Source organism: Actinomadura sp. NTSP31 (genome assembly GCF_041951385.1).
Lineage (GTDB): Bacteria > Actinomycetota > Actinomycetes > Streptosporangiales > Streptosporangiaceae > Spirillospora > Spirillospora napierensis.
In genome coordinates, this window is sequence record NZ_JBGNUT010000016.1 from 103,604 (window position 1) to 126,370 (window position 22,767).

A 22,767-nucleotide genomic window follows, 5' to 3' on the forward strand; every position below is an offset into this window, starting at 1 on the left:
TTATCAGCCTTACCTGGAGCGAGCATGCGGAGAAGCGGAACCCTGGTGCGCAGGACGCTGGCCGTGTCGGCGGCGGGCGCCCTCGCGGCGACCGTTCAGGCCGGACCGAGCCTGGCGGCGACCCCGGGCCCGGCGCCCGTGGTGTCCCGGGGAGTCACGATCCCGGCCTTCTACACCCCGCCCGCCGCGCTGCCCCCGTCCAACGGCACCCTCGTCCGGACCGAGCCGCTCCCGCTCGGGCTCAGCCTGCCGGGCCTGGACGGCCGCCCGCTGCCCGGCAAGGCGACGCGCCTGATGTACAAGTCGACCGACTCCAACGGCAAGCCCGTCGCGGTGACCGGCGCCTACATCGAACCCACGGCGGCCTGGAAGGGGCAGGGCCCCCGGCCCCTGGTCGCGCTGGCCTCCGGGACGATGGGCCAGGGCGACCAGTGCGCCCCGTCCTACTCCCTGCAGAACCCGCTGACGCTGACCGGCGACACCATGTCCGTCTCGTACGAGGACCTGGCCGTCTACCGGGTGCTGGCCACCGGCGCGGCCGTCGTCGTCACCGACTACGTCGGTCTCGGCGCCACCGACCGGCTCCACACCTACGTCAACCGCCTCGACGAGGGACACGCCCTGCTGGACGCCGCCCGCGCCGCGCACGCCGTACCGGGAGCGTCCATCACGGCGCACTCCAAGGTCGGGCTCTACGGCTACAGCCAGGGCGGCGGCGCCAGCGCCGCGGCGGCCGAACTCCAGCCGGCCTACGCGCCCGACGTCCACCTGGCCGGCACCTACGCCGGCGCGCCGCCCGCCGACCTGACCGCCGTCATGAAGGGCATCGACGGCAGCGCGCTCGTCGGGGCGCTCGGCTGGTCGATCAACGGCTTCGCCCAGTCCGACCCCGCCCTGCGCCGCATCGTCGACGCCAACATCAACGCGGCGGGCAAGGCCGCGCTCAAGGACATGTCCACCATGTGCGTGGGCGACGTGCTCCTCAAGTACGGCTTCACGTCGAGCACCAAGTGGAGCGTCGGCGGCAAGTCCATCGGCGACGTCATCGCCGCCCTCCCCGAAGCGCAGGCCATCCTGGACAAGCAGCGCATCGGCACGCGCAAGCCCGCCGGGCCCGTCCGGCTGACGACCGGCGTCAAGGACGACATCGTCCCCCACGCGCAGGCACGCCGGCTCGCCGCCGACTGGTGCCGCAAGGGCGGCAACGTCAGCTACGTCCCCGTCGACCTGCCGAACCTCGGCGACAAGACGCTCCTGAACCACTTCGCGCCGCTCCTCCTCGACCAGGGCGACGCGGTCACCTGGCTGACCGACCGCCTGGCCGGCAAGCCGTCCTCCTCCACCTGCAAGACCCTGCCGTCCCAGCCCTAGAACCCCAGCAACACAAGGGCGCGCGCCACCCCGGCGCGCGCCCTCGTCATGCTCGGCAGACCTAGAGCCCGCGCCCTACCGGCCGGCCTGGTGGCCCAGCGCCTGAGCGAATGCTCCGCGCTGAGCGATCGACCCGATAGTTCGTTGACGAATAATTCCTCAACGAACTATCCTGGGCGCATGCCCGAACCCCTGACTCCCCGCGAGGTCTTTCTGAAGCTTGTGCACGGCGTCTGCGAGGAACGCTGGGAGGAGGTGATCGACCTTTACGCCGAACGGCTCCATGTCGAGCATCCTTTCCATCCGCTCGCGCCGCCCCCGCTGCGATCCCTCGACGAACTGCGCGCGCACTTCGGGCTCACCGCGCCGCCCGGCACCCCTACAGGGCACACCCTGCGCCGCCGACCGACCGGGATCGCCGTCCACGAGACGGCGGACCCCGAGGTCATCGTCGCCGAGTTCCGGTACGAGGGAATCGTGGTGGAGACCGGCGAGCCGTTCACCATTCCCGCGGTCTTCGTCCTTCGCGTCCGGGACGGGAAGATCATCGAATCCCGCGACTACCTGGATCACCTGCGCTCCGCCCAGGCCCGTGGCCGGCTAGGGGAAGTCCTCGGCGCCGTGAGGCGGCACTACGCCCTCGCGGACGAGAATTGAACCCGGAATAGACCGGCCACCGGCATAAGACGAGCGGCCGCAGCGGCTCGGAAACGGTCTCCACGGGCACCGGGGCCGTGAGATGCGCCCGCATCAACTCCCGCCGGTCACCGCCGGTCGCGTCCGGGATGGCCAAGTCGCCGGACGACCGGCCGCCGAGCCCGTACGTGGCCGTGTCCTTCGCGACGATGGACTCCAACGGGTGGCCGGCAGTGGTCGGCTGCACCAAGCCGTGACGCCGGGCGAGATCACGAGACCGGGACGTTGAGGACCTTGCCGAAGGGGCCGCCGTCGAAGACGACCGACGTGATGTCGCCGGGAGGGGCCGGGACGTAGACGAAGCCGCGCTGCGGCTGGTTCGCGGCGGTGACGAAGGTGGCGCGGCCCGGGTCGACGTAGGCGGCGGGCTTGCCGGGGTCGCCGGGGCCGACGCGGACGGCCCGGTAGACGTCCTTGCCGCCCTGCGCGAGGACGGAGAACGAAGTGAACGCGCCGCCCGGGTAGTCCTTGTGCGCGTAGTTCGCGTTGGGCGGGGTGGTTCCGGGGCCCTCGTCGGTGATGGTGAAGACGCAGACGAGGTAGGCGCCGTCGCGGTAGAAGGGCTTGACGTCGAGGCGGCGCTTGTCGGCGCCGAAGCGGCCGTAGCGGCTGGCGACGGTGTTGCCGTCCTGGGCGCGGAAGGCGGCGGGCGCCGTGGTGCCGCCGCGCCCACCGGCGGCGGCGGTGGAGGAGCCGGTGGTGCCGTCGGTCTGCTGCCGGACGACGTAGGAGATCTCGACGCGGCGGTTGCGGGCGCGGGCCTGCGCGTCGTCCTTGCCGCCCTCCTTGGCGATCAGTTCGGATTCGCCCTTGCCGTGCGCGGAGTACTTGAACGCGTTGCCGAGCCGCTTCTTCATCTCGCCCATGACGGCTTCGGCGCGCTGGCGGGACAGCTTGAGGTTGTAGGAGTCGCTGCCCTTGCTGTCGGTGTGGCCGTCGAAGGACAGCGGCCGCTTGTCCGGGTCGGCCTTGGCCTTGATCTCCTGCGCCGCCTCGTCGAGGACGGCCTTGGCGCGGCCGGAGAGCTTGGCGGAGTTGAACGCGAACAGCACGTCGGTGCGCAGGTTCATCGTCACGTCGGTGCCGCTGGACGTGACGTCCTTGATCTCGCCCTCGGTGATGTCGTACAGCTCGACCGGGTTCCCGCCGGACGTCCCGGAGCCGGCGGCGGGAGAGTCGCCCGTGCCCGTCACGGGGATGCCGGTGTACTCGCCGGCCGTCCCCGGCGTGATCGCGGTGAGCTTCTGGACGGTCTGCGGGACGGCCGGGTACTCGGCCTGCATCTGCCGGGTGGCGCCGGGCGCGAACTGCTCGCCGCTGGTGGTCGCGGTCGGCTTGTACAGCTTCCCGCCCACGGGGTCGACCAGGGCGATCTCGAGCGGCACCGACTTCGGGGCCTGGTCGAGCGAGGTCACGCTGTACTTCAGGACGGACTTGGCGCCCTGCCGCTCGACGCCGGTGATCTGCAGCCGGGCGTGCAGGCCGTCCGCGCCGCCGAACCAGCCCTCCCTGGCGAACCCGGCCGCCGCGGCGGTCGCCGTGGGCGTGGTGGAGCCGCCGGCCTTGGCCGTCGGCGGGTCGCTCTTGCCCGCCTTGCCGGAGTCGGAGCAGCCTGCGGCGACCAGCACCCCGGCGAGGGACACGGCCAGGGGGAGACGCATAGAGACGCGGTGTCGGATGTCCGGCATCGGCTTCTCCGGTTCGGTGGGGGGAGGCGGGGGGACGCGCCCAGAGTAGTGACCGGGGCGCGGGAACGGCAGCGGCCCCCGCCGCACCGAGGGTGGCGGGGGCCGCTCGTTCCCAGTCCGCGGGAGGCGGGTGGGGCTCAGGACCGGATCAGAACGCCTCTTCGGGCAGCTCCATCACGTCCAGGGTGGTGGCCTCGGTGACGGCGCGGTCGGACGCGAGGCGGGGCAGCACGGTCTGGCAGAAGAACTGCGCGGCGGCGACCTTGCCGGTGTAGAACGCCTGGTCGGAGTCCGAGACGCCGCCGCCGAGGGCGGTGAGGGCGACCTCGGCCTGCCGGCACAGCAGCCACGCGACGATCAGGTCGCCGAGGGCGAGCAGCAGCCGGGAGGTGTTGAGCCCGACCCGGTACAGCTCCTTCGGGTTCTCCATCGAGCCGAGCGCCCACCCGATCATCGGGTCCAGGATGCCCTGCACGTCGTCGAGGGCCCGGCCGAGCAGCGCCCGCTCGTTCTTCAGCCGGCCGTTGCCGGCCTCGGACTCGGCGAACGCCTTGATCTCGCCGGCGAGCACCTTCAGCGCCTCGCCGTTGTCCCGCAGGATCTTGCGGAAGAACAGGTCCTGGCCCTGGATCGCGGTGGTGCCCTCGTACAGGGTGTCGATCTTGGAGTCGCGGATGTACTGCTCGACCGGGTACTCCTGCAGGAAGCCCGAGCCGCCGAAGGTCTGCAGCGACTCGGCGCCGAGCAGCGCGTAGGCCCGCTCGGAGCCGAAGCCCTTGACGATCGGCAGCAGCAGGTCGTTGATCTTCTCGGCCTGCTCGTCCCGGCGGCCCTCGTGCTCGGCGACCTGCACGGCGTCCTGGTAGGAGGCGGTGAGCAGCACCAGCGCCCGCATGCCCTCGGCGTAGGCCTTCTGGGTCATCAGGCTGCGGCGGACGTCCGGGTGGTGGGTGATCGTGACGCGCGGGGCGGCCTTGTCGGTCATCTGCGTCATGTCGGCGCCCTGGACGCGCTCCTTGGCGTACTCCAGCGCGTTCAGGTAGCCGGTGGACAGGGTGGCGATGGCCTTGGTGCCGACCATCATCCGGGCGTACTCGATGACCAGGAACATCTGCTTGATGCCCTGGTGCACGTCGCCGACGAGGTAGCCGACCGCGGGCTGCTTCTCGCCGAGGGTGAGCTCGCAGGTCGTGGAGACCTTGAGGCCCATCTTCTTCTCGACGTTGGTGACGTAGGCGCCGTTGCGCTCGCCGAGCTCGCCGGTCTCGACGTCCACCAGGTACTTGGGGACGAGGAACATCGACAGGCCCTTGGTGCCGGGGCCGGCGCCCTCGGGGCGGGCCAGCACCAGGTGGAAGATGTTCTCGGCCATGTCGTGCTCGGCCGAGGTGATGAAGCGCTTGACGCCCTCGATGTGCCAGGTGCCGTCGGGCTGCTGGACGGCCTTGGTGCGGCCCGCGCCGACGTCGGAGCCGGCGTCCGGCTCGGTCAGCACCATCGTGGCGCCCCACTGCCGCTCGAGCGCGAGCTCGGCGAACTTCTTCTGCTCGGGGGTGCCGATGTGCCAGAGGATCTGGGCGAAGCCGGGGCCCGAGGCGAACATGTAGACCGCCGGGTTGGCGCCCAGCACCTGCTCGGCGACGGCCCAGGTCAGCGAGCGGGGGGCGCCGCTGCCGCCGAACTCGGGGGCGAGGTCCAGGCGGTACCACTCGGCGTCCATCCACGCCTTGAACGACTTCTTGAAGCTCTCCGGCATGGCGACGTCGCCGGTGGCGGGGTCGAACTTCGGCGGGTTGCGGTCCGCGTCCTCGAAGGAGTCGGCCAGCGGGCCCTCGGCGAGCCGGTTCACCTCGTCGAGGATGCTGCGCACGGTGTCCTCGTCCAGGTCGGCGTACGGTCCGCTGCCGAGCAGGTCCTGGCGCTTGAACACCTCGAAGAGGTTGAACTCCAGGTCCCGGAGGTTGCTCTTGTAGTGCCCCATTCGAGACTCCGTCTGGTCCGGCGGCGCCAGGACGGCCCCGCACACGTCTACTGGTCAGTAACTCGACATCATGCTACCCGCTGGTAACCAGTGGCAACCACCCAAAACCGGACGCGTCACGGGACGCAGGCCACATCCGCGCCTCGACCGGTCGCTCAACGTGACGCGAATCACAAGCCGGTTACCGAGACGTAGGGAAATACGGACAAACAACCACCTTTCGGACTACTAGCCCTATACACGGCCACTAACTCCCAGTCGGGTGTTTCCGAATCGCGGCGCCCGTGCGTCCGGGACCTTACGAGCACATCGGTTGGCGAACGATTCCCGGCCGGTCCTTGACGGGCATCCGGGCGCACCGATAAAGAGCGCCCCCAATGGGGCACGCGTGGCCGAATCTGGCAAAGGTGAACCATTTGCTGGTCTGCTCACTCTTACTTGAGGTGGCACGGGGTCGCAAGAGTCGGCAAGCTCCGTCGCCACGGGAGAGAGAGGACCTGTTTTGTCGTCTGTCACGGGGTGGCTGAGTGACGCCTGGAGTTCGGTCGCGGGGGCGACGGCCGGGGGCGACTGGCGGAAGTTCGTTCCGCTGGGCTTCGCCGGGCTGCTCGTCTGGGGGCTCTGGCTCTACCGGGTGATCCTGTCCCGCATGGACAAGCCGGTGGTCAACAACTTCCGGACGACCGTCTCGGTCGTGGTCCCGTCCTACCGCGAGGACCCCGAGATCCTCGTCCGCTGCCTGGAGAGCTGGCTCGCCCAGAACCCCAGCGAGGTCATCATCGTGATCGACGTCGCCGACACCGAGGGGCACCGGCGGCTCGCCCAGGTCACCGACCCGCGGCTGCACGTGCTCGTCTACGAGCACTCCGGCAAGCGCTCCGCGCTCGGCGTCGGCATCCGCGCCGCCCGCGGCGAGGTCATCGTGTTCGCCGACTCCGACACCTGGTGGCAGCCCGGCCTGCTGGACGCGGTGCAGATGCCGTTCGAGGACCCGCAGGTCGGCGGCGTCGGCACCCAGCAGAACGTCTACCAGCGCACCACCAGCGTCTGGCGCCGCGTCGCCGACTGGCTGGTCAACCTGCGCTACTACGACTACGTCCCGGCGATGGGCTCCAAGGGCGGCGTCGCCTGCCTGTCCGGCCGCACCGCCGCCTACCGCCGGTCGGTGATCCTGCCGGTGGTGGAGAACCTGGAGAACGAGTTCTTCCTCGGCCGCCGCTGCATCGCCGGCGACGACGGCCGGCTCACCTGGCTCACCCTGTCGCAGGGCTACAAGACCGTGCACCAGTCGTCGGCGCGCGCGATCTCGATGTTCCCCGACTCGTTCCGGGCCTTCTTCAAGCAGCGCATCCGGTGGAGCCGCAACTCCTACCGCTGCTACCTCACCGCCCTGTGGAAGGGCTGGCTGTGGAAGACGCCGTTCGTCACCAAGGTCACCGTGCTGCAGATCCTGCTGACCCCGGTCACGATGGCGGTCACCCTCGGCTACCTGATCTTCAGCCGGATCGCCGACAACCTCAACCCGATCGGCATCTCGCTGGCGCTCGGCTGGGTGCTGCTCGGCCGCGGCGTCCGCGGCTGGTCGCACCTCAAGCGGCACCCCGGAGAGATCCTGCTGCTGCCCCTGACCGTGTTCGTCGTCATCGGCATCTCGCTGCCGATCAAGCTGTACGCCTTCATCACGATGAACAAGCAGGGCTGGCTGACCCGCACCTCCGACCAGGTCGGCGGCGCCGGGCAGAGCGCGAGCTCGCTCCAGGGAGTGGGCTGAGGTGACGCACCCGAACCTCCGCCCGCGCCTTCCCGGCGCCTCGGGGCGGGGCCTCGCCACGGCCGCGGCCGCGCTCGGCCTCGGGCTCGTCCCGCTGGGCCTGCTGCCCGGGACGCCGGCGCCGCGCGCGCACGCCGACCCCGTCGCCGACGCCAACCGGCAGGCCGCGCTGGTCGACCGGGAGGACCAGCGGATCATGCAGACGCGGTCCGTGCTCGCGGCGACCCTGATGATCGGCGGGCAGGCGACCGCGCAGTGGAAGCGCCCGCAGATCTTCGGCTCCGCGCAGGGCAAGACGCTGGTCCTGCCGGCGACGACCACCGGACGCGCCTACACGGTCGCCGACCTGGCCAAGTTCGGCGGGCAGTACTTCAAGCGCCAGGGGGACGGCTCCTACCTGCTCGGCATCCACGTGTTCGTGGCCGACGGCGCCAAGCTCCTGCTGTCCAGCGGGCCGGGCCCGCTGGTCCTGCGGATGGGCAGCCTGCCGGGGGCGTTCAGCTCCATCGTCAGCTTCGGCGGCACCATCCAGGTCAAGGGCACCCAGCGCGCCCCGGTGCAGATCACCAGCTGGAACCCGCGCCTCAACGCCCCGGACCGGCAGGTCGCGGACGGCCGCGCCTACATCCGCGCCGTCGGCGGCGAGTTCAAAATGGACTACGCGAAGGTCAACGACCTCGGCTTCTGGAGCGGCCGGACGGGCGGCATCGCGCTGACCGGCACCGACCGCCCGTCCAGCGCCACCAAGCACCTGAACAAGGACCAGCGGCACGCGGCGAAGAAGAAGCGCCAACAGCAGCAGCAGAACGGCGGCAACACCGGCGGCGGCCCCGGCGACATCGAGACCGAGGCGCCCGGCGGCACCGCGACGCACGTCCCGGCCGCCGACCTGGTCACCGGCTCGATCAGCAACTCCACCATCGCCGGCGACGCGTTCGGGCTGTTCGTGTCCGGCTCCAACCAGACCCAGATCATCGGCAACGCGATCCAGAACAGCCTGGTGAACGGGCTGGTCATGCACCGGTTCGCGAAGAACGCCACCATCTCCAACACGACGGTGCGCGGCAGCAGGGGCGACGGGTTCGTGCTGTCGCGGGCGACCGAGAAGATCCGCGTCTCCAACTGCACGGCGGAGAAGAACGGCCACAACGGCTTCACCCTGAACGGCAAGGCGCTCGCGGAGGGCCCGTCCGCGTCCGGCGAGTCGCTGGAGAGCTTCGGCGACAGCTCGATCAACAACAGCCTGGCCAGGGACAACGGCCACTACGGCATCGAGCTGCTCGGCGGCGACAAGCTGTCGGTGCAGAACAGCAAGGTCATCGGCGGCGACATGGGCATCGTCGTCCGGGACGCCGCGACCAACGTGCAGATCTCCGGGAACCAGCTGACCGGGCAGGTCCGGCAGGGCATCTCGCTGCGCGACGGGGTGAAGGGCGCGAACCTCGCCGGCAACACCGTGGACGGCGCCCGCACCGGCATCTACCTGCGCGGCTCGTCCGCCACCCTGCTCGGCAACACGATCAAGGGCGCGACCGCGCACGGCATCTCGCTGCTCGGGTCGGCGGGCGGCTCGGAGATCCGCGACAACACCCTCAGCGGGTCCGGCACCAGCGCGGTCAGCACCTCCCGGTCGCACGGGAAGGTGACCAAGGAGGACAACAACGACGACGGCTGGCACGACACCGCGTCGCTGTGGATGAAGGTCCAGCGGTACCTGACGCCGCTGAACGTCATCTGGACGTGCGTGTTCGCCGTGGTCATCTTCTCGATGATCCGGGCGCGCAACGACCGGCAGCGCATCGGCCGGCTCGGGCTGCACCCCTACACGCTGCAGCAGCCGATGGAGAAGCGGCAGGTGTGGAGCCTGCCGCGCCGCTCGGCGCAGCCGCAGCCGCGCCCGATGCCGGCGCGGCCCGGCCCGATGCCGGGCCCGATGCCGGGCGCCATGCCGGGTGCGCCGGCGATGGCGGGCGCCGGGGCCGGCGGCCGCGGCGGCAACCCGCTGGCCGCACCGGTGCCCGGCCAGCCCGTCGCCGGCCGGCACGTGGCGCCGCCGCCCGGCGGGCCGTCCGCGCCGCCGACGGTCCCCGGCAACGTGCGCCGCCCGGCGGCGCCGCCGCGCGGCCCGCAGCCGGTCGCGCCGCACTCCTCGCAGACGACCGGTCCGCGCCCGGTGCCGCCGCCGGCGACGCCGCCGCACCCGACGCCGCGCGGCGGCGTCCCGCAGCCGCAACGAAGGGGGGTCTGACATGAGCGGGCCGACTCCGGTCTCCCGGCCGACCCCGTCCGCCGGGCCCGATCCGGCGGCCGGGCCGTCCGGGCCGCGGCACGGCGCCGCGGCGAAGAAGAAGGGCGGCGCCGGCAAGCTCGTCACGACGCTGGTGGTGCTCGGTCTCGCGGGCGGCGGGACGTACGCCTACCGCGTCTACTCCCAGCGGGACGCGGGGCTGCCCGCGGTCGACGACGTGTCCCCGAGCGCGGCGCGGCAGCAGTCGACGCTGGTCGACCAGGAGGACCTGCGGGTCATGCAGATCCGCGCCAAGCAGGAGTCCGACATCGCGGGCGGCGGCGCGGCGGCGCAGCAGGCCCGCAACCCGCAGGTGCTGGCCTCCGCCAACGGCCGCACGCTGATGCTCCCGCAGCGCAGCCAGCCCTACTACGTCTCCGAACTGGTCAAGATCGCGGGCCAGGACTTCCAGAAGCAGAGCGACGGGTCGTACCTGCTCAGCGTCAACATCATGGTCGCGGCGGGCGGCAAGCTGATCCTGCAGAGCTCGACCGGGCCGCTGACGATCCGGATGCGCAGCGTGCCCGGCGCGTTCACCTCGATCGTCAGCGCGGGCGGCACCGTCAAGATCAACGGGTCGGCGCAGAACCCGGTCCGGATCACCAGCTGGAACGAGGACACCAACAAGCCCGACACCCAGGTCGCCGACGGGCGCTCCTACATCCGCGCCATCGGCGGCAGCTTCGACATGAAGTACACGCAGGTGTCGGACCTCGGCTTCTGGAGCGGCCGCACCGGCGGCGTCGCGCTGACCGGCTCGGACCGCCCCGACTCGTCCGCCGAGCTGGCCGACCCCGGCCCGGCGCACCGGGTGACCCTGCCGGACGGCCAGAACGAGACCACGCAGGGCGACCGCCAGCGGGTCGAGGTCACCCCGGCGGGCGCGGCGGGCAAGGGCGGCACGTTCGAGGTGCCGGCGGCGAGCCTGGTCAGCGGGACGATCGACAACTCCAGCTTCGACGGCGACGCCTACGGGGTGTTCGTGACGGCGTCGAACCAGGTGCAGATCACCAACACCGCCATCAGGAACAGCCTGGTGAACGGGGTGCTGCTGCACCGGTTCGCCAAGAACGCGACGCTGGAGAACACCACGGTCACCGCCAGCCGCGGGGACGGCTTCGTGCTGTCGCGCGGGACCGAGGGCGTCCACGTCACCAACTGCACGTCCAGCGACAACGGCGGCAACGGGTTCACGCTGAACGGGGAGCCGCTCGCCGAGGGCCCGTCGGCGTCCGGCGAGGCGATCACCAGCTTCGGCAACAACCTGGTGAGCAGCAGCGTCGCCAGCAACAACCGGCGGTACGGGGTCGAGCTGCTCGGCGGCACCGCCGTCGCCGTGCAGAACAGCCGGATCACCGGCGGCGACATGGGGATCGTGGCGCGCGCGAAGGGCACCCGGATCCAGATCGCCGGGAACCAGATCAAGGGCTTCGCCCGGCAGGGGATCGTCGTGCGGGACGGCATGGCGGCCGCGACGGTGTCCGGCAACGTCGTCAGCGGCGGCAAGACGGCGCTGTACATCCGCAACGCCAACGGCACCTTCAACGGCAACACGGTGCAGTCGGCGCACCGGCACGGCATCACGCTGCGCGGCAACGTCAACGGCTCGGTGATCACCGGCAACACGCTGAGCGGCGCCGGGACGAGCGTCATGGACCTCGACGGGGCCACCGGCAAGTACCAGAACGCGAACAACAACATCAAGGGGTGGCACAAGACCGCGGGCTTCACGACCTGGCTCAAGCGGATCTTCAAGCCGCTGAACGTCATCTGGGGCGGCGTGTTCCTGCTGGTGGCCATCTCGATGTTCCGGTCCCGCGGCACCCGGCTGCGCATCGGCAGCCTCGGCTCCCACCCGTACGCGGAGCAGGACAAGCTCGAGGAGCGGCCCGTGCGGCTGCTCCGCCGCGCCGATACCGTCCCCTCCGAGGACGGTCAGCGGGTCGGTGCGCGCGGCGGGCGGTAGCCCGGCGCCGACGGCGGCACGACGCACCAGAGCGGTCATCCAAGGAGTAGTTCGGCAATGACGATCAAGATCGATGTCAAGTTCATCATCGGCCTGCTGGTCGGCGCGCTGGTCGCGGCGGGGCTGGTGCTGATCTTCACCACCGGCGGCGGGGGCGACGACTCGAAGAAGACCTCCGCCGACGGCAGGATCAGCCCCGCCCCGCAGGGCGGCGGCGACCAGGGCGGGGACCAGGGCGGCGACTCCGGGGACGGGGACGGCGGGTCCGGCGGCGGCGCGCAGGCCGGCGCGCCGCTGACGCTGCCCGTCCCGGACGGCGGCGGCAAGGTGAACTGCCCGAACCCGACCAAGACCGTCAGCGACGCGAACTCGCTCCAGCAGGCGCTGAAGGGCGCGCAGGCCGGCGACGTCATCAAGATGAACCCCGGCAAGTACGTCGGCAAGTTCGTCGCGACGGCGTCCGGCACGCAGCAGCAGCCGATCTTCCTGTGCGGCGAGCAGGGGTCGGTCATCGACGGCGGCGGCGTCAAGAAGGGCTACGGCTTCCACCTGGACAAGGCGAACTACTGGCGGCTGGTCGGCTTCACGATCCAGAACAGCCAGAAGGGCGTCGTCGGCGACACCACCAACGGGTCGATCATCCAGGGCCTGAGCGTGCACGACATCGGCGACGAGGCCATCCACGTGCGGGACTTCTCCACCGGCAACACCATCCAGTACAACAAGGTCTTCAACACCGGGCTGCGGCGCGAGAAGTTCGGCGAGGGCGTCTACCTCGGCACCGCGCAGTCCAACTTCAAGTCGGTCTCCGACGGCAAGGTCGACAACAGCGACAACAACGTGGTGCGCGGGAACGTCATCCGGGCGACCGCCGAGGCGATCGACATCAAGGAGGGCACGAAGGGCGGCAAGATCCTGAACAACGTGTTCGACGGGTCGAAGACCGGCGGCGACAAGCACAACGACTCGTGGGTGGACGTCAAGGGGAACGGCTACCTGATCGAGGGCAACAAGGGCACGAAGACGCCGCTGGACGGCTTCCAGGTGCACCAGATCATCAAGGGCTGGGGCACCGGCAACACCTTCCGCAACAACACGATCGACCTCGGCGGCGGCAAGGGCGTCGGGATCAACGACACGGTCGGCGGCAACACGATCGGCTGCAACAACAAGGTGTCCGGCGGGCAGCTGACGGCGAAGGGCAAGTGCTCCTGACGCGCGGGGGCGCGTGCACGGGGACGGGGGTGAACCTTGAAGATCGATGTGAAGTTCGCGGGCGTGCTGGTCGTGGGGGCCGTCGCGACGAGCGCGGTGGTCGTGCTGGCCACCCAGGGCGGCGGCGAGTCCAAGGACACCGCCGGGACCGACCCGTTCCCCGGGACGGGGCAGGCGCCGCCCGCCGGCACGGGGGCCGGGGCCGGGGCCGGGGCGGGCACAGGGGCCGGAGCGGGCTCGGGGTCCGGTTCCGGTAACGGGGTCGGGCAGCCGGCGCCGGCGATGCCGCTGCCGTCCTCGTACCGGCGGGTCGCGTGCCCGAAGGCGACGGTGACCGTGCACGGCGCCGTCGAGCTGCAGAAGAGGCTGAACACGGCGGCGCCGGGCGACATCATCCGGCTCGCGCCGGGCAGGTACGTCGGGCAGTACGCCAGCCAGAAGTCCGGCACCCAGGCCAAGCCGATCTTCGTGTGCGGGACGCCGCAGTCCGTGCTGGACGGCGGCGCCATGACCAAGGGCTACGGCTTCCACCTGCAGAACGCGAGCCACTGGCGGCTGATCGGCTTCAGCGTCACGCGCAGCCAGAAGGGCGTCATGCTCGACGGCACCAGCGGGACGGTCGTGCAGGGGCTGAACGTCCACGACGTGGGCGACGAGGCCGTCCACCTGCGCTCGTTCAGCACCGGCAACGCGGTGCAGTACAACACCATCACCCGCACGGGCCGCGGCAACCCGCGCTTCGGCGAGGGCGTGTACCTCGGCTCGTCGCACAACAACTGGGGGCAGCTCACCCAGGGCAAGCCGGACGCCAGCGACGCCAACCTCGTCGCCGGGAACCGGATCACCGCCACCGCCGAGGCGGTGGACATCAAGGAGGGCACGTCCGGCGGACGGCTCGTCGGGAACGTCTTCGACGGCGCGCAGCTCTCCGGGGGCGGCGTGAACGACTCGTGGGTCGACGCCAAGGGCAACGGCTACGTCATCGAGGGGAACCGCGGGGCCAGGACGCTCAAGGACGGTTTCCAGACGCACGAGGAGTACAAGGGCTGGGGAACCGGCAACGTCTTCCGCCGCAACGTCATCGACCTGGGCGGGGCCAAGGGCGTCGGGATCTTCCTCGGCTCGGACGGCAACACGGTCGCCTGCGACAACAGGGTCACCGGCGGCGAACTGATCAACAAGGGCAAGTGCTCCTAGAGCCATCGGGAGTCGTCTCTTCCGTCAGCAGTGAAGAAGGAGAAGTGGAATGAACCCGACGGAGTCCCCGCGGCTCACCGTCATCGGCACCGGGTACCTCGGCGCCACGCACGCCATCTGCATGGCCGTGCTGGGCTTCGACGTCCTCGGCGTCGACGTCGACCGGCGCAAGGTCGAAAGGCTCGCCTCCGGCGAGGTGCCGTTCTTCGAGCCGGGCCTGCCGGAGCTGCTGTCCAAGGCCCTGGAGTCCGGCCGGCTGCGCTTCACCACCTCCTTCGAGGAGGCCGGCGAGTTCGGCGACGTGCACTTCCTGTGCGTGGGAACGCCGCAGCAGCCGGGTTCGGACGCCGCCGACCTCACCTACGTCGACGCGGCGGTACGCGCGCTCGCGCCGACGCTGACCCGGCGCGCGCTGGTCGTCGGCAAGTCGACGGTGCCGGTCGGCACCGCCAGGAACCTGACCGACCTCATCCACGAGCTCGCGCCCGCCGGCGAGGAGGTCGAGCTGGCGTGGAACCCCGAGTTCCTGCGCGAGGGGTTCGCCGTCGACGACACGATGCGCCCGGACCGGCTGGTGTTCGGCGTCGAGTCCGACTGGGCGGAGGAGCGGCTGCGCGCGGCGTTCAAGCCGATCCTGGAGCAGCAGGGCACCCCGGTGGTGCGCACCGACCTCGCCACCGCCGAGCTGGTGAAGGTCGCCGCGAACTCCTTCCTCGCCACCAAGATCTCCTACATCAACGCGATGGCGGAGGTCTGCGAGGCGGTCGGCGCCGACATCAAGCACCTCGCCGACTCGCTCGCGCTGGACGACCGGATCGGCGGCAAGTTCCTCAAGCCGGGCCTCGGCTTCGGCGGCGGCTGCCTGCCGAAGGACATCCGGGCGTTCGCGCACCGCGCCGAGGAGCTCGGCGTCGGGCAGGCCGTGTCGTTCCTGCGCGAGGTCGACGACATCAACCGGCGGCGGCGGGCCCGCACCGTCGACCTCGTCCGGGAGATGCTCGGCGGCATCTCCGGCAAGCGGATCGCGGCGTGGGGCGCGGCGTTCAAACCGAACTCCGACGACATCCGCGACGCGCCCGCGCTGGACGTGGCGCGCACCATGCACGGGCTCGGCGGGCACGTCCGGGTGTTCGACCCGGCGGCGCTGGACAACGCGCGGCGCGCGTTCCCCGAGCTGCGCTACGGCGACAGCGCGCTCGACGTGGCGCAGGACGCCGACGTCGTGGTGCTGCTGACCGAGTGGTCGGACTTCAAGGAGATCGAGCCGGACGCGCTCGCGCAGGTCGTCCGGCACAAGCGGATCGTGGACGGCCGGCACGCGCTGGACGCCGCGAAGTGGCGCTCCGCGGGCTGGGAGTACCGCGCGCTGGGCCGTTCCTGAGGCCACCCGCAACGGTTCCCGCCGGTGAGATCGGCCACCGGCGGGAACACCCCGCCCAGCGGGGCCGTTGTCGCGGGTGAGGGCCCCGATGCGGGCCCTCCCGGACGAGGTGCGCCGTACCCGGCAGGCGAAGACGACGCGTGACCGTGCCGTCTCACGCATCCGGGAGTCATCATGGCGTGGATCCTCGTCGTCCTCGCGGGCCTGTTCGAGGTCGCGATGGCGCTGTGCCTGAAGGCCAGCAAGAACTTCTCCGAGTGGCCGCCCGCCGCCGGGTTCCTCGTGTTCGCGGTGACCAGTTTCGGCCTGCTCAGCTTCGCGCTGCGGTCGCTGGACGTCGGCACCGCGTACGCCGTCTGGGTCGGGATCGGCGCCGTCGGCACCGCGACGCTCGGGATGGTGCTGATGGGCGACCAGGTGTCGGCAATGAAGATCGGTGCGCTCGCCTGCATCATCGTCGGCGTGATCGGCCTGAACCTGGCCGGTGGGGGTCACTGAACCCGACAGAGTCGGCCGGGGGGCGCGGGGGGTCGTCCCCCCTCGGGAAGCATTGATTCAGCGGACGACCTGCCCTAATGGAACGTAGGCTCCCGTAGTTGCGTCTATCGGACGACGGGAGCACCGGGGGTGCTCGGGAACACAGGAGGGCGACCTTGGTCTTCAAGAAGCTGCGGCAGGCGATGGGCATCGGCGGCCCGTCCATCGAGACGACCCTGCACGACCCGAACACCACTCCGGGCGGCGTCGTCACGGGGGAGGTCGTCATCATCGGCGGCCAGTACAACTCCGACATCTCGTCGGTGAACCTGGCCCTGCGCACCCGGGTCGAGGTCGAGACGAGCGACAGCGAGTACACCTCCAACATCGAGTACTCGAAGATGCCGGTCGCGGGCGGCTTCAAGCTGGAGGAGGGGATGCGGCACAGCGTCCCGTTCCGGTTCCCGATCCCGTGGGAGGCGCCGCTCACCCACATGTACGGGCGCCCGCTGCACGGCACCACGGTCGGCATCGCCACCGAGCTGGAGGTCGCGGGCGCGCTCGACCCGGGCGACCTCGACCCGATCGCCGTGCACCCGCTGCCGGCGCAGGAGCGCCTCCTGGCCGCGTTCTCCAACCTCGGCTTCCAGTTCCGCAACGCCGACTGCGAGAAGGGCCGCATCTGGGGCGTGCACCAGGAGCTGCCGTTCTACCAGGAGATCGAGTTCCACCCGCCGCACCAGTACGGGCACGGCATCAAGCAGCTCGAAGTGACGTTCGTGTCGTACCCGCAGTCGATGGAGGTCGTGCTGGAGCTGGACAAGCGCGGCGGCGTCTTCACCGAGGGCCACGACGCGTTCAGCCGGTTCACCGTCGACTACGCGACCGTCGACCACACCGACTGGGAGCGCGAGCTGGGCGGCTTCCTCCAGGAGGCCGGCCGCCGCCGCGGCTTCTTCTAGGCCCGGCCTGGGGGAACGACACCGGCCCCCTCCGCGGTGTTGATCGCGGAGGGGGTCTCCCCGTAGAAAGGGTTCCCGTGCCCCCATCCCCCGGTCTCAGCGAACCCCCCGGACTCAGCGCGGCCGAGCGCCGGCTGTGGGCCGCGTTCCCGACCGGGGCCCGCGTCGTCCTCGGCGACGACCGTCCCGCCGGGCCGCTGCCCGACCGGATCGTCCGGGCCGAGATCATCAGTCTGCTGCTGCTCGGCGCGGCCGAGGCCCGCACCGGCCACGTCGCCGCGGTCCGGCTGCGCGGCGCGTACGTCACCGGGCAGCTGGACGTGTCGGGCGGCACCGTCGAGCACGAGCTGCGGCTGGAGCGGTGCCGGCTGGTCGAGGAGCCGCGGTTCTCCAACGCCCGCACCCGGCAGCTGCGGTTCGGCGGCTGCCGGATGCCGGGCTTCGACGGCGGCGGGCTCCAGGCCGACGGGTACCTCAGCCTGTCCGGCTCGGAGATCGAGGGCGAGGTGCGGCTGCCGCGCGCGCAGTTGCTCGGCGGGTTCCGGATGAACGGGACGCGGATCACCGCGTCCGCGCCGGACAAGTGGGCGCTGTTCAGCGGCGGGCTCGTCGTGGAGGTCGGGGCGTTCATCCGGGAGGCGGACATCACCGGCGGGGTCCGGTTCGTCGGCGCGAAGATGAACGGCGGGCTGTTCATGGAGGGCACCGTGCTGTCCAATCCGGGGCGGATCGCGCTGGACGGGCAGAACATGGTGGTCGAGAACACCTGCGAGTTCAGCCAGGGCTTCCACGCCATCGGGACGGTCCGGCTACGCAGCGCCCGCTTCAACGGGATCCTGTCGTTCTCCAAGGGCCTGCTCGACTCCGGCGACCCGGCGCGGATGGCGCTGCACGCGAGCCACATGGTCTGCGACGAGCTGCTGCTGTGGCCCGCGGAGAAGATCAAGGGCCGGGTGTCGCTGTCGTACTCGAAGATCGACCTGATCATGGACCATCCGGCGGTCTGGCCGGACGAGCTGTACCTCAACGGCACCACCTACCAGACGCTGCGCGGCGGGGAGTTCAAGGACCGGCTGAGCTGGGTGGCCCGCGACCCCGAGTTCCACCTCCAGCCGTACGAGCAGCTCGCCGCCTGGTACCACGGCATCGGCCACGACGACCTGGCCCGCAAGGTGCAGCTCGCGAAGCTGCGCGCCCGCCGCCGCAAGGTGAACCCGGTCAGCCGCGCGTGGAACCACGTCCTCGACTGGACGGTCGGCTACGGCTACCGGCCCTGGCTGGCGTTCGCGTGGTTCGCGGTCCTGCTCGCCGCCGGCACCGCGGTGTTCTCCGCCGACCCCCCGAAGGGGATCAAGCAGCCGGCCGAGCAGCCGCACTTCCACGCGCTCGTCTACGCCCTCGACCTGCTGATCCCCATCGACACGTTCGGGCAGCAGCAGGCGTTCGACCCGCAGAACTGGTCCCGCTGGGTCGCCTACGCGCTGATCGCGACCGGCTGGGTGCTCGCCACCGCGCTCATCGCCGGCGTCACCCGGGTGCTGCGCCCGAACTGACCGGCCGCCCCGCACGTCCGTCGGGGTGCGGAGATCGAGGAGAATGGGGCCTCATGGGCACGTATCTGATCACGGGGGCGACGGGCGGCATCGGCACCGCCGTCGCGGAACTGCTGCGCGAGCGCGGCCACGACCTGATCGTCACCGGCCGGTCCCCCGAACGGCTGGACGCGCTGGCGGGCCGGCTGCGCACGGGCGCCGCGCACGCCGCCACCCAGTCCATCGCGATCGCGCCCGGCTCGCCGCCGGTCGCCGCGTCGGGCGCGTCCGTCACCACGGTCCCGCTGGACCTCACCGAGCCGCGCCGGATCGAGGCGGTGCTCGCCGGCGCGGAGCTGCCGGCCCGGCTGGACGGCGTGATCCACGCGGCCGGGGTCGTCCACCTGTCGCCGGTCGCCCTGCTGGAGGCGGACGAGTGGATGGACCACCTGTCGGTGAACCTGGTGTCCGCCGCCGAGGTCACCCGGCTGCTGCTGCCCGCGCTGCGCGCCGCCGAGGGCCACGTCGTGTTCGTGAACTCGACCGCGGGGCTGCGCGCGAACCCGGAGTGGTCGGCGTACGCGGCGAGCAAGTTCGGGCTGCGCGCGCTGGCCGACTCGTTGCGGGCGGAGGAGCCGGCGCTGCGCGTCACGACGGTCTACCCGGGGCGGACGGCCACGGAGATGCAGCGGAAGGTGCGCGCGCAGGAGGGCCATCCCTACGCCGAGGACGATTTCGCCGCGCCCGGCACGGTGGCCCGCGTCCTGGTCTCCGCCCTGGAGACGCCCCGCGACGCGGTCGTCTCCGACGTCACCGTCCGCCCGAACTAGCCCCCGCGCCGATGGCGGCCGGCGAGGAGGCCTTCCTGGCCCACCGCGACCTCATCTCGCCGTCGCCCGCCTATAGCGCGTCCTAATTGTTCGTTATCGATGCGCATGCGCGGCTTGCCCGTCTCGGGGGCGGGCAGGCGAGCGCCGTGACGCAGAGGTATCCGGACGCCGAGGACGTCGACCACCCGGGAGCACCGCCGCTCCCCCGCCTGCGCGACCGGCCCTGGGCGGGGCCGGCGGCGCTCGTGGTGATCGCGGTGCTGCTCGGGTCGGGGCTGTGGCTGCTGCGCTGGTCGGGCGCCGCCTCTACCGCCACCCCCGACACCTTCTGGTACGCGCGCGACGCCCTGCGGTACGCGGGGCGCTCGCAGCCGGACGCCGACCGCACGGCGGCGAAGATCGCCTGCGTCGCGATGGAGCGGGGACGTCCGCGCCCCCCGCTGACCTACACCGAGTGCCTGGGCTACCGGACGAGGCTGCCCGGCGAGGCGCCCGCCCGCTTCCAGCGGATCTTCACGTCGCGTCCGGGCTACCCGCTGCTCGCGGCGCCGTTCGTCCGGGTGATGGGCGTGACCGGGTTCGCCGCGGCGACGGCCGCGCTGGGCGTCGCGTGCGGCGTCGCCGTCCTTGTGCTCGCGCTGGTCATCGGCCTCGGTCCCGTCCGGGCCCTGTTGGCGGAGACCCTGTTCTACCTGCTGCCGACGGGCCTGTGGGCCAGCAGGATGCTGGCCGAGGCGCCGATGATGCTCTGCGTCCTGACCGCGCTGATCGGGACGGTCCTGCTGCTGCGCGGGCGCGCCGTGTCGGCCGCGTCGGGGCTGCTGGCGGGCGCCCTGGCGTTGCTGTGCGTCGTCAAGCCGGCCAACGGGGTCGCGCTGGGCGCCGCTCTCGCCGCCGGGGCGGTACTGCTGCTGCCGTTCGTCCGGTCGCGGCGGCCGTTCCTCGCGGTCTCCGGCATCGCGACGGCCGTCGTCGCGGCCAACCTGTGGATCAGTTCCGCGCTTCACCTGCCGGGCGTCCGCGAGACCCTCCAGGACACCTTCACATGGCATTTCCGCCATCCCGACGTGACCGACCCCTGGCAACGCCTCGCCGACGCCGTGCGGACCCTGTGGACGGGCGACATAGGCCCGCGGCTGCTCGACCACCCGCTGGTCCCCGCGGCGTTCCTGCTCGCGGCGGCGGGGCTGTTCGCCCGCGTCCACCGGGACGCGGCCTGGCCGCTCGCCGTCGCCGGGCTGACCGGGGCGCTGGTGGCCTCCATGCACCCGATCGCCGACGAACTCGACCGGCTGTCGGTGGTGGCGTGGATCCCCGTCGCCTTCGGCCTGGCCGCGCTGACCGCGCCCCGCCCCGCCGGGCCGCCGCGCGAACGCGTCCGGCCGGGACCGCCGCGCGACGACGCGGCGCCGTCCGCGGTCGACCTCATGTCCCCCGGGTGACGCCGGACGGCTCGACCCGGCCGCGGCGCAGGAACCACGCGCCGAGCACGCCGCCGAGCAGCCCGAACAGGTGCCCCTGCCAGGAGATCGTCGGGTCGTTCGGGACCACGCCGACCAGCATCGTCCCGTAGACGGCGACGACCAGCACGGCGATCACGATGTCCAGCACCCGCCGCTCGAAGATGCCGCGGCCGAGCAGGTACCCGAAGAACCCGAAGATCAGGATGCTGGACCCGAGCGTGTTCGCCGAGCTGAAGAACCACACCCCGAGCCCGCCGACCACGATGATGATCAGGCTCGCCGCCAGGAACTTCGCGATCCCCCGCGCCGCCGCGATGAACCCGAGCACCGCGAACGGGATCGTGTTGGCCATCAGGTGCGGGAACCCGGCGTGCATGAACGGCGCCGTGAAGATGTCGGGGAGGTCGTTGACGTCGTGCGGCTGGATGCCGAACTGGTCCAGCGCGCCGTCGTCGAGGACGTCGATGCCCTCCAGGACCCACATCAGGGCCGTGACCGACCCGATCAGGACCGCCGCCGACAGCGCGCGCGTGCCGGCCTTGACGAGCCCGTCGGAGCGTTGCCTGTCGGGGATGTAGCTCATGTCGCCACCGTATGACCGATCGATCCTGCCGTCACCGGGGTCAACGCCCGCGCCGCCGCGAGAGTGCCCGATGGTGAACGTGATTCGGTTTCCGGCATAGTGGACGGATGCGCGCTGCGATCTGCGAGGAGCTCGGCTCCGTCGCCGTCAAGGACACCTCCCCCGCCGAGCCCGGCCCCGGCCAGGTGCTGCTCACCGTCGAGGCGGCGGGCGTCAACTACGTGGACGCCCTGTTCGTCCAGGGCCGGTACCAGATCAAGCCGCCGATCCCGTTCGTCCCGGGCAGCGAGGTCGCCGGCACCCTCCCCGACGGGACGCGCGTCCTGGCGATGTGCGGCCTCGGCGGCTTCGCGTCGCAGGTGGCCGTCCCCGCCGACGCGGTGGTGCCGATCCCGGACAAGCTGGACTTCCCGCGGGCCGCGACCTTCACCCAGAGCTACTGCACCGCCCTCTTCGCGCTGCGCGACCGCGCCGCCCTCGCCGCCGGCGAGACCGTCCTCGTCCTCGGCGCCGGCGGCGGCGTGGGCCTCGCGGCCGTCCAGGTGGCGACCGCCCTCGGCGCCCGCGTGCTCGCCGTCGCCTCGTCCGAGGACAAGCGGCGGGCCGCCCTCGCCGCCGGCGCGGAGTCGGCCGTCGACGCCACCGACGTCAAGTCCGCCGCCCGCGCCTGGTCGGCCGGCGGCGTCGACCTCGTCTACGACCCGGTCGGCGGCGCCCTCGCGGACCCGGCGCTGCGCGCCCTGCGCGAGCGCGGCCGCTACGCCGTGATCGGCTTCGCGTCCGGGGACATCCCGTCCCTCCCGCTCAACCAGGTCCTGCTGCGCAACCGCGCCGTCGTGGGCGTCGACTGGGGAGCCTGGTCCATGGCGCACCCCGCCGAGCAGCGCGCCCTCCTCGGCGAACTGCTCGCCATGGTCGCCGACGGCCGGCTCGACCCGGTGGCCCCGCGCACGGAGCCCCTCGCGTCCGCGCCCCAGGTCCTGGACGACCTGCTCAACCGGCGCGTGGTCGGCAAGGTCGCCCTGCTGCCCTAGGCGGCGGAGGCGTGCTCGGACTCGGACGCGTCGCCGCGGACCACGATGACCGGCAGCCGCCGCCGCGCGGGGGCCTCGGCCGTCCGGCGCAGGTAGCGCCGCTCCTCCGGGGTCGTCCCGCCCCAGATGCCGTCCGGCTCACCCACCCGCAGCGCCCAGGCGAGGCACTCCGCCTTCACCGGGCAGTTCGCGCAGACGGCCTTCGCCACGTCCATCTGGGCCTGCAGCACCTCCGCGGAGTACCCGATCGGGAAGAACAGGTCGGGGTCGGCGCCGCGGCAGATGGCGTGGTCGGTCCAGTGTTCCTCGTTCTCGTCGTTGTGCATGGCTTTC

Annotated in this window: 18 protein-coding genes and 1 riboswitch; of the genes, 14 read left to right on the top strand and 4 right to left on the bottom strand. The window is 71.7% G+C overall.

Translation table 11 applies throughout. From position 1 onward, the window contains the following. Positions 1-24 precede the first annotated feature (24 nt). Complete coding sequence (locus ACA514_RS26385) at positions 25-1,371, top strand: lipase family protein (protein WP_375043912.1); 1,347 nt, start codon at positions 25-27, stop codon at positions 1,369-1,371. 180 nt (positions 1,372-1,551) lie between these two features. Continuing rightward, positions 1,552-2,028, top strand: a complete 477-nt coding sequence (locus tag ACA514_RS26390) for a nuclear transport factor 2 family protein (RefSeq protein WP_375043913.1) — start codon at positions 1,552-1,554, stop codon at positions 2,026-2,028. A gap of 248 nt (positions 2,029-2,276) precedes the next feature. Here the strand turns inward: ACA514_RS26390 and ACA514_RS26395 are convergent, their stop codons facing one another. Both ACA514_RS26395 and ACA514_RS26400 read right to left on the bottom strand, forming a co-directional pair. Continuing rightward, positions 2,277-3,728, bottom strand: a complete 1,452-nt coding sequence (locus tag ACA514_RS26395; protein ID WP_375043914.1) for an OmpA family protein — start codon at positions 3,726-3,728, stop codon at positions 2,277-2,279. A 175-nt stretch (positions 3,729-3,903) separates the two neighbouring features. Beyond that, positions 3,904-5,736, bottom strand: a complete 1,833-nt coding sequence (locus tag ACA514_RS26400; protein WP_375043915.1) for an acyl-CoA dehydrogenase — start codon at positions 5,734-5,736, stop codon at positions 3,904-3,906. Positions 5,737-6,238: 502 nt separating this feature from the next. Here ACA514_RS26400 and ACA514_RS26405 point away from each other — a divergent pair. The 11 genes from ACA514_RS26405 (at position 6,239) to ACA514_RS26455 (ending at position 20,796) form a co-directional block, all read left to right on the top strand. Then, positions 6,239-7,507 carry a glycosyltransferase family 2 protein gene (locus ACA514_RS26405; RefSeq protein WP_375043916.1) on the top strand — a complete coding sequence of 423 codons (1,269 nt, stop codon included), beginning with the start codon at positions 6,239-6,241 and terminating at the stop codon, positions 7,505-7,507. 1 nt (position 7,508) lies between these two features. After that, positions 7,509-9,755, top strand: coding sequence for a right-handed parallel beta-helix repeat-containing protein (locus ACA514_RS26410; protein WP_375043917.1), 2,247 nt, complete (start codon positions 7,509-7,511; stop codon positions 9,753-9,755). Between the two features lies 1 nt (position 9,756). After that, complete coding sequence (locus ACA514_RS26415) at positions 9,757-11,760, top strand: right-handed parallel beta-helix repeat-containing protein (RefSeq protein ID WP_375043918.1); 2,004 nt, start codon at positions 9,757-9,759, stop codon at positions 11,758-11,760. Positions 11,761-11,817: 57 nt separating this feature from the next. Continuing rightward, on the top strand, positions 11,818-12,975 hold the full coding sequence (locus ACA514_RS26420; protein ID WP_375043919.1) for a nitrous oxide reductase family maturation protein NosD: 1,158 nt from the start codon (positions 11,818-11,820) through the stop codon (positions 12,973-12,975). A gap of 36 nt (positions 12,976-13,011) precedes the next feature. Then, complete coding sequence (locus tag ACA514_RS26425) at positions 13,012-14,172, top strand: hypothetical protein (protein WP_375043920.1); 1,161 nt, start codon at positions 13,012-13,014, stop codon at positions 14,170-14,172. Positions 14,173-14,221: 49 nt separating this feature from the next. Beyond that, a complete protein-coding gene (locus ACA514_RS26430; protein WP_375043921.1) occupies positions 14,222-15,553 on the top strand; it encodes a UDP-glucose dehydrogenase family protein in 1,332 nt (443 codons plus the stop codon). A 76-nt stretch (positions 15,554-15,629) separates the two neighbouring features. Further along, positions 15,630-15,696: riboswitch (guanidine-III (ykkC-III) riboswitch) on the top strand. Between the two features lie 31 nt (positions 15,697-15,727). Beyond that, complete coding sequence (locus ACA514_RS26435) at positions 15,728-16,051, top strand: DMT family transporter (protein ID WP_375043922.1); 324 nt, start codon at positions 15,728-15,730, stop codon at positions 16,049-16,051. Positions 16,052-16,206: 155 nt separating this feature from the next. Further along, on the top strand, positions 16,207-16,992 hold the full coding sequence (locus ACA514_RS26440; RefSeq protein ID WP_375043923.1) for a sporulation protein: 786 nt from the start codon (positions 16,207-16,209) through the stop codon (positions 16,990-16,992). A gap of 77 nt (positions 16,993-17,069) precedes the next feature. After that, positions 17,070-18,545 (top strand): hypothetical protein, encoded by a 1,476-nt coding sequence (locus ACA514_RS26445; RefSeq protein WP_375043924.1) that lies wholly within the window; start codon positions 17,070-17,072, stop codon positions 18,543-18,545. 53 nt (positions 18,546-18,598) lie between these two features. Then, complete coding sequence (locus tag ACA514_RS26450) at positions 18,599-19,354, top strand: SDR family oxidoreductase (RefSeq protein WP_375043925.1); 756 nt, start codon at positions 18,599-18,601, stop codon at positions 19,352-19,354. 146 nt (positions 19,355-19,500) lie between these two features. Then, positions 19,501-20,796 (top strand): hypothetical protein, encoded by a 1,296-nt coding sequence (locus ACA514_RS26455; protein ID WP_375043926.1) that lies wholly within the window; start codon positions 19,501-19,503, stop codon positions 20,794-20,796. On the opposite strand, the gene ACA514_RS26460 is transcribed toward ACA514_RS26455, so the two are convergent. Further along, positions 20,780-21,400, bottom strand: coding sequence for a rhomboid family intramembrane serine protease (locus ACA514_RS26460; protein ID WP_375043927.1), 621 nt, complete (start codon positions 21,398-21,400; stop codon positions 20,780-20,782). The genes ACA514_RS26455 and ACA514_RS26460 overlap by 17 nt on opposite strands. Before the next feature lie 107 nt (positions 21,401-21,507). Here ACA514_RS26460 and ACA514_RS26465 point away from each other — a divergent pair, with 107 nt between their 5' ends. Continuing rightward, positions 21,508-22,434 carry an NADPH:quinone oxidoreductase family protein gene (locus ACA514_RS26465; RefSeq protein ID WP_375043928.1) on the top strand — a complete coding sequence of 309 codons (927 nt, stop codon included), beginning with the start codon at positions 21,508-21,510 and terminating at the stop codon, positions 22,432-22,434. Here ACA514_RS26465 and ACA514_RS26470 read toward each other — a convergent pair. Then, positions 22,431-22,760 carry a WhiB family transcriptional regulator gene (locus tag ACA514_RS26470; protein ID WP_375043929.1) on the bottom strand — a complete coding sequence of 110 codons (330 nt, stop codon included), beginning with the start codon at positions 22,758-22,760 and terminating at the stop codon, positions 22,431-22,433. The genes ACA514_RS26465 and ACA514_RS26470 overlap by 4 nt on opposite strands. Positions 22,761-22,767 lie beyond the last annotated feature (7 nt).